The organism is Pseudomonas sp. Pseusp97, from assembly GCF_047304025.1.
GTDB lineage: Bacteria > Pseudomonadota > Gammaproteobacteria > Pseudomonadales > Pseudomonadaceae > Pseudomonas.
Genome location: NZ_JBGLYK010000242.1, coordinates 1 through 7,828, shown reverse-complemented (window position 1 = coordinate 7,828; position 7,828 = coordinate 1). Strand labels below are relative to the sequence as shown.

Genomic DNA, 7,828 nt, shown 5'->3' with positions numbered 1-7,828 from the left:
CTCCATGTGAGAGTAGGTCATCGTCAAGCTCCTATCCCAAGACCCCTGGTCAGCATCGCTGGCCGGGGGTTTTGCTTTTGCGCGCGGAAAGTACGCCTTTGCTGCGTAGCAGTCCGTTATAAGTCCTGCTCCGGAAGCGCGTATTGGAGCGATTTCCGCTGACCCTGGTTCGCGAGCAAGCTCGCTCCTACGAAGAGCATCAGAGTCTTTGGGAGGGCTCTGGAACGCCATTTCCCGCACTGCTGGCAACTCCGATTGGCCTTGTTACAACCACCCGCCAGCAGACTGATGGCATTTCATCCAACTGTCACATTCGCGTCATAGAGTCTTCATGCGGCCTGACGATACTGGCCCCCGTTCCATCCAACCCCATTCTCCTCAAGGAGCAAGGCATGAAACTCAAGCGTTTGATGGCGGCCCTGACTTTTGTCGCTGCAGGCGTAGGCACCGCCAGTGCGGTAGCCGCGATCGATCCGGCCCTGCCGGAATACCAGAAAGCCAGCGGTGTGTCGGGCAACCTGTCGAGCGTTGGCTCCGATACCCTGGCCAACCTGATGACCATGTGGGCCGAAGAGTACAAGCGCCTGTACCCGAACGTGAACGTGCAGATCCAGGCCGCCGGTTCCTCCACCGCGCCGCCGGCTCTGACCGAAGGCACCGCCAACCTGGGCCCCATGAGCCGCAAGATGAAGGACGTCGAGCTGCAGGCCTTCGAACAGAAGTACGGCTACAAGCCGACCGCTGTTCCGGTGGCCGTGGACGCCCTGGCGATCTTCGTGCACAAGGACAACCCCATCAAAGGCCTGACCATGCAACAGGTCGACGCCATCTTCTCCTCCACCCGCCTGTGCGGCGGCAAGTCGGAAGTGAAGACCTGGGGCGATCTGGGCCTGACCGGCGACTGGGCCAACAAGCCCGTCCAGCTGTTCGGTCGTAACTCCGTTTCCGGCACCTACGGCTACTTCAAGGAAGAAGCCCTGTGCAAAGGCGACTACAAGCCGAACGTGAACGAGCAGCCGGGTTCGGCTTCCGTGGTTCAGTCGGTCAGCCAGTCCCTGAACGGCGTTGGCTACTCCGGTATCGGTTACAAGACCGCTAGCGTGAAGACCGTTGCCCTGGCCAAGAAAGAAGGCGGCGAGTTCATCGAAGACAACGAGCAGAATGCCCTGAACGGCTCCTACCCGCTGTCGCGCTTCCTCTACGTCTACGTCAACAAGGCGCCGAACAAGCCGCTGAACCCGCTGGAAGCACAGTTCCTGAAGATGGTGCTCTCCAAGACCGGCCAGCAGGTGGTCGTGAAAGACGGCTACATCCCGCTGCCGTCCAAAGTCGCCGAAAAAGCGATCAAGGACCTGGGTCTGTAAGCAGCCCTCCAACCGGGCGGAAACCGCCGCCCGGCATGGGCTGACGCTTACTCGACCGAGCCCGCCAGCATGGCTCTGCTGGTGGGCTTTGTCGCGTCACCTCCATGTCATCTTTCTGTCATACAGAGCCGCTAGGGTGTCACTCCATGAACGACATGGCCAACTCCCCGATGACTTCTTCTCTCCCCGAGCGGATCGATTTCAATACGCCTGCCCTGCAGCGCAAGCGCCGTATCCGGGCGCTCAAGGATCGACTGACCCGTTGGTACGTTCTGGTCGGCGGTCTCGCCGTGCTGGCGGCCATCACCCTGATTTTCTTCTACCTCGCCTACGTCGTGCTGCCGCTGTTCCGCGGCGCCGAACTGGAGACGCGCGACCCCCTGGCTCCGGCCTGGCTGAAAACGGCCCAGGCCCCGCTGCTGCTGAGCATCGAAGAGCAGAACATGGTGGGCATGCGCGTTGCCGCGAATGGCGAAGTGGTGTTCTTCGACGCCAAGAAGGGCGACGAGATGCTGCGCGTTGCGCTGAAGCTGCCTGCCGGCACCAGCGTCACCTCCATCGCCGAGGACCAGCCGGGTCACCCGACCGTGGCGCTGGGTCTGTCCAACGGCCAGGTGCTGGTGTTCAAGCACGGCTACAAGGTCACCTACCCGGACAACAGGAAAACCATCGAGCCGCACATCGAGTATCCCTACGGTGAAGCGCCGATGAACCTGGATCCTCAGGGCCGTCCGCTGGAGCACGTCGCTATTGTGTCGGGTGACGACAGCCTGCTGCTGGCCGCTTCCACTGGCAGCGAAATGCTGTTGCTCGGCCTGACCCAGCAGGAAAACATGCTGACCGGCGAGAGCACCCTGCAGGAAGACCGCATCAACCTGCCGCAGATTGCCGAGCCGGTGAAGGCCATCTACATGGACCCGCGCAAGCAGTGGCTCTATGTACTCAATGGCCGCGCCCAGGCCGACGTGTTCGACCTGAATAGCCACCAGCTCAACGGCCGCTACAAGCTGCTGGACGACGCCTCCGCCGAAGTGACCGCCAGCAGCCAGCTGCTGGGTGGCATCTCGCTGATGGTCGGTGACTCCAAGGGCGGCATCGGCCAATGGTTCATGGCCCGTGGCGAAGATGGCGAGCCGCGCCTGTCCCACGTGCGTGACTTCAAGCTGGGCGACCAGCCGATCTCCAGCATTGCGCCGGAGCAGCGCCGCAAGGGCTTCCTGGCCCTCGACAAGCAAGGCAACCTGGGCATCTTCCACAGCACTGCGCACCGCACGCTGCTGGTGGAGAACGTCGCTCCGTCCGCCGGCCCGATGGCGCTGTCGCCGCGCGCCAACCGCCTGATCGTCGAGCAGGGCGGCGAACTTCGCCGCTTCAGCCTGAGCAACCCGCACCCGGAGGTGTCCTTCAGCGCGCTGTGGGGCAAGGTCTGGTACGAGAGCTACGACAAGCCGTCCTACGTCTGGCAGTCCACCGCCGCGACCACCGACTTCGAACCCAAGCTGAGCCTGTCGCCGCTGACCTTCGGTACGCTGAAGGCCGCCTTCTATGCGATGATCCTCGCCGCGCCGCTGGCCATCGCCGCCGCCGTCTACACCGCGTACTTCATGGCTCCGGGCATGCGCCGCAAGGTCAAGCCGGTGATCGAGCTGATGGAAGCGCTGCCGACGGTGATCCTCGGCTTCTTCGCCGGCCTGTTCCTGGCGCCGTACGTCGAAGGCCACCTGCCGGGCATCTTCAGCCTGCTGCTGCTCACGCCGCTGGGTATCCTCGCCGCCGGCCTGATCTGGAGCCGCCTGCCGGAGCGTATCCGCCTGAGCCTGCCGGCCGGTTGGGAAGCGGCGATCCTGATCCCCGTGGTGCTCGCCACCGGCGCCTTCGCCCTGTGGATGAGCCCGCACCTGGAGACGATGTTCTTCGGCGGCGACATGCGCCTGTGGATCAGCCACGACCTGGGCATCACCTACGATCAGCGCAACGCACTGGTAGTGGGCCTGGCCATGGGCTTCGCGGTGATCCCGAACATCTTCTCCATTGCCGAGGACGCCATCTTCAGCGTGCCGCGCAGCCTGACCTACGGCTCTCTCGCCCTGGGCGCCACGCCCTGGCAGACGCTGACCCGCGTGGTGATCCTGACCGCCAGCCCCGGCATCTTCTCCGCGCTGATGATCGGCATGGGACGCGCCGTGGGCGAGACCATGATCGTGCTGATGGCCACCGGCAACACTCCGGTCATGGATGTGAACATCTTCCAGGGCATGCGCACGCTGGCGGCGAACGTCGCGGTGGAAATGCCCGAATCGGAGGTGGGCGGGACTCACTACCGCGTGCTGTTCCTCTCGGCACTGGTACTGCTGTCCTTCACCTTCGTGATGAACACCCTGGCAGAGCTGATCCGTCAGCGCCTGCGCAAGAAATACGCGTCGCTCTAAGCGACGCCCGACGAGGCTACGTTCCGTGAAACAGAAACAGGAATCCGTCAAAGCGTGGTTTGCCAGCGGTTCTCCCTGGGTGTGGATGAACGCGGGTGCGGTGTCCATCGCCGTGATCATGACCATCGGCCTGCTCGCCGTGATCGCCGTGCGCGGTCTCGGCCACTTCTGGCCGGCGGATGTGATCGAGGCGACCTACAGCGTCCCCGGCGAAGCACCCAAGACCCTGATCGGCGAAGAAGTGCAGGTCGAGCAGGTACCGCGCGAGCGCCTGCGCGGCGCCGGTCTGCCGGTGCCGGACAGCGGCCCCGAATTCATGACCCGCGAACTGCTCAAGCTGGGCAACCGCGACCTCTACGGCAGCGACTTCTCCTGGGTGATCGGCGAGTGGCTGACCGACCGTCGCCACCCGGCCGAACTGGTCACCCTGGAGCGCCGCGAGTGGGGCAACTTCTACGGCTACCTGCTGAACGTGAAGGAAAACGGCAAGGTAGTCGCCGAAGGTCCGGGCGCCATCACCGAGCTGCAGACCCGCCTCAAGCGCGTCGATGAGCTCTACGCCAAGCTGTACCAGCTGGAGAAGAAGGACATCGGCGGCATCAACCACGGCCTGGAGCGCCTCCGCCTGAAGGAACGTGGCCTGCAGCTGAACAACAAGCTGGATGCCACCGCCGAGGCCGACATCGCCGCCGGCCGTGCCGAGCTGAACGCCCAGTACAAGGTGCTGGAAGAACAGCTCAACGCCCTGCACGCGGAGTTCAACCGCGACAGCATCGTGATGCGCGATGCCACCGGGCAGCAGACCGAGATCAGCGTCGGCAAGCTGGTGCACGCCTACCAGCCCAATCAGATGGGCGTCGCCACCAAGCTGAGCTTCTACTTCAAGAAACTGTGGGAGTTCCTCAGCGACGACCCGCGCGAAGCCAACACCGAAGGCGGCATCTTCCCGGCCATCTTCGGCACCGTGATGATGACCCTGGTGATGGCCGTGATCGTGACCCCGTTCGGTGTGATCGCTGCCGTCTACCTGCGCGAGTACGCTCGCCAGGGCCTGCTGACCCGCATCATCCGTATCGCGGTGAACAACCTCGCGGGCGTTCCGGCGATCGTCTACGGCGTGTTCGGCCTGGGCTTCTTCGTCTACGTGCTGGGCGGCTCGCTCGACCGCATGTTCTTCCCCGAAGCCCTGCCGGCGCCGACCTTCGGTACGCCGGGGCTGTTCTGGGCCTCGCTGACCCTGGCCATCCTCGCGGTGCCGGTGGTGATCGTGGCCACCGAGGAAGGCCTGGCGCGCATCCCGCGGGCCACCCGCGAAGGCTCGCTCGCGCTGGGCGCGACCAAGGCCGAGACCCTGTGGAAAGTGGTCCTGCCGATGGCCAGCCCGGCGATGATGACCGGCCTGATCCTCGCCGTGGCGCGTGCCGCCGGGGAAGTCGCGCCGCTGATGCTGGTGGGCGTGGTGAAGCTGGCTCCGGCACTGCCGGTGGACGGCAACTACCCGTACGTGCACCTGGACCAGAAGATCATGCACCTGGGCTTCCACATCTATGACGTCGGCTTCCAGAGCCCGAACGTCGAGGCCGCGCGCCCGCTGGTGTACGCCACCGCGCTGCTGCTGGTGATGGTGATCGCCCTGCTGAACTTCTCGGCCATCGCCATTCGTAACCGCCTGCGCGAAAAGTACAAGGCGCTGGAAAACTGATTCTGCAGGCGGCGGGCCGCGCCCGCCGCCAAGCCTCCCAAGGAGACTGAACATGCAACATGAAACCGCAACCCATGGCATCGACATCGGCGCGCTCGGCCGCGGCGACCGCCAGGGCATGAACCTGGAAAGCGAGGCCGTGGCCCTCGAAGTGCCCGGCCTGAGCCTGTTCTACGGCGAGAAGCAGGCACTGTTCGACGTCAGCATGAACATCCCCAAGCAGCGCGTGACCGCCTTCATCGGCCCGTCCGGCTGCGGCAAGTCGACCCTGCTGCGTTGCTTCAACCGCATGAACGACCTGGTCGACGGTTGCCACGTGAAGGGCGAGATCCTGCTCGACGGCCACAACATCTTCGCCAAGAACGTCGACGTCGCCGAACTGCGCCGCCGCGTCGGCATGGTGTTCCAGAAGCCCAACCCGTTCCCCAAGAGCATCTACGAGAACGTGGTGTACGGCCTGCGCATCCAGGGCATCAACAAGAAGCGCGTGCTCGACGAAGCCGTCGAGTGGGCCCTCAAGGGCGCGGCGCTGTGGGATGAAGTGAAGGATCGCCTGCACGAATCCGCCCTCGGCCTCTCCGGTGGCCAGCAGCAGCGCCTGGTCATCGCCCGCACCATCGCCGTGGAGCCGGAAGTCCTGCTGCTCGACGAACCCTGCTCGGCACTGGACCCGATCTCCACCCTGAAGATCGAAGAGCTGATCTACGAGCTGAAATCCAAGTTCACCATCGTCATCGTGACCCACAACATGCAGCAGGCCGCGCGCGTCTCCGACTACACGGCGTTCATGTACATGGGCAAGCTGATCGAGTTCGGCGATACCGATACCCTGTTCACCAACCCGGCCAAGAAGCAGACAGAAGACTACATCACCGGTCGCTACGGCTAGTTTCGCGGTATTGCGTGCGCGGTAGAACTTCCCGGAGAACATCACCAGCCAGCGGCCCGGAGCCTGCGGCTTTCGCGGAGCGAACATGATCAACAAAGAGAGCCTCACCCACCACATCTCGCAGCAGTTCAACGCCGAGCTGGAAGATGTGCGCAGCCACCTGCTGGCCATGGGCGGCCTGGTGGAAAAGCAGGTCAACGACGCGGTCAACGCGCTGATCGACGCCGACTCGGGCCTGGCCCAGCAGGTGCGCGAGATCGACGACCAGATCAACCAGATGGAGCGCAACATCGACGAGGAATGCCTGCGCATCCTCGCCCGTCGCCAGCCGGCGGCCTCCGACCTGCGCCTGATCATCAGCATCTCCAAGTCGGTGATCGATCTGGAGCGCATCGGCGACGAAGCCTCGAAGATCGCCCGCCGCGCCATCCAGCTGTGCGAGGAAGGCGAGTCGCCGCGCGGCTACGTCGAGGTGCGCCACATCGGCAATCAGGTACGCAAGATGGTGCAGGAGGCCCTGGACGCCTTCGCCCGCTTCGACGCCGACCTCGCGCTGTCGGTCGCGCAGTACGACAAGACCGTCGACCGCGAGTACAAGACCGCCCTGCGCGAACTGGTCACCTACATGATGGAAGACCCGCGGGCCATCTCCCGCGTGCTCAACGTCATCTGGGCCCTGCGCTCGCTGGAGCGCATCGGCGACCACGCGCGCAACATCGCCGAACTGGTGATCTACCTGGTGCGCGGCACCGACGTCCGGCACATCGGCCTGACCCGCATGAAGGAAGAAGTACAGGGCACCGCCGGCAAGGCGGACAAGGCCGAATAAGCCTGACGTCCGTACCAGAACGAGCCCGGCCACGCGCCGGGTTCGTCATTTTATGGCCGAGCGGTCCTCCACCAATGGCATGTAGCCACCCGGCAAGGCTATCCTTCGCCCTATCGTTTTCGGGAGATGCCGATGGGCAAGGTCAGTGTGCTGGTCGTGGATGACGCTCCGTTCATCCGTGACCTGGTGAAGAAAGGGCTGCGGGACCATTTCCCCGGCCTGCAGATCGAAGAAGCGGTCAATGGCCGCAAGGCGCAGCAGTTCCTCGCCCGCCAGGCGGTGGACCTGATCCTGTGCGACTGGGAAATGCCCGAGATGTCGGGTATCGAGTTGCTCACCTGGTGCCGCGAGCAGGACAGCCTGAAGACCACGCCCTTCATCATGGTCACCAGCCGCGGCGACAAGGACAACGTGGTGCAGGCGATCCAGGCCGGCGTCTCCGACTTCATCGGCAAGCCGTTCTCCAACGACCAGCTGGTGAGCAAGGTGAAGAAGGCGCTGTCGCGCGCCGGCAAGCTGGAAGCGCTGGCGGCCCAGGCGCCGCAGCGCAGCCTGGTCGGCTCCCTGCCCAACGATTCGCTGGCCGCCCTGACCGGCGGCAAGGCCGAGGTGGTC

Annotated in this window: 6 protein-coding genes; all 6 read left to right on the top strand. The window is 64.3% G+C overall.

Going from position 1 to position 7,828, the window contains the following annotated elements; all coding sequences use genetic code 11:
• Window positions 1–392: 392 nt before the first annotated feature.
• Complete coding sequence (gene pstS, locus ACCC94_RS25655; RefSeq protein ID WP_413352434.1) at window positions 393–1,364, top strand: phosphate ABC transporter substrate-binding protein PstS; 972 nt, start codon at window positions 393–395, stop codon at window positions 1,362–1,364.
• Between the two features lie 395 nt (window positions 1,365–1,759).
• Window positions 1,760–3,793 (top strand): ABC transporter permease subunit, encoded by a 2,034-nt coding sequence (locus tag ACCC94_RS25650; RefSeq protein WP_413352435.1) that lies wholly within the window; start codon window positions 1,760–1,762, stop codon window positions 3,791–3,793.
• Window positions 3,794–3,818: 25 nt separating this feature from the next.
• A complete protein-coding gene (gene pstA / locus ACCC94_RS25645; protein ID WP_413352433.1) occupies window positions 3,819–5,495 on the top strand; it encodes a phosphate ABC transporter permease PstA in 1,677 nt (558 codons plus the stop codon).
• A gap of 52 nt (window positions 5,496–5,547) precedes the next feature.
• Window positions 5,548–6,384, top strand: coding sequence for a phosphate ABC transporter ATP-binding protein PstB (gene pstB, locus ACCC94_RS25640; protein WP_413352432.1), 837 nt, complete (start codon window positions 5,548–5,550; stop codon window positions 6,382–6,384).
• 85 nt (window positions 6,385–6,469) lie between these two features.
• Window positions 6,470–7,213 (top strand): phosphate signaling complex protein PhoU, encoded by a 744-nt coding sequence (gene phoU, locus ACCC94_RS25635; RefSeq protein ID WP_045217747.1) that lies wholly within the window; start codon window positions 6,470–6,472, stop codon window positions 7,211–7,213.
• Between the two features lie 132 nt (window positions 7,214–7,345).
• The coding region (locus ACCC94_RS25630; RefSeq protein ID WP_413352431.1) for a response regulator at window positions 7,346–7,828 on the top strand (483 nt) is incomplete at its 3' end.

Coding starts and splice junctions, on each gene's coding strand:
- pstB (WP_413352432.1), top strand. CDS start 5,548: ATGCAACATGAAACCGCAACCCATGGCATCGACATCGGCGCGCTCGGC.
- pstS (WP_413352434.1), top strand. CDS start 393: ATGAAACTCAAGCGTTTGATGGCGGCCCTGACTTTTGTCGCTGCAGGC.
- phoU (WP_045217747.1), top strand. CDS start 6,470: ATGATCAACAAAGAGAGCCTCACCCACCACATCTCGCAGCAGTTCAAC.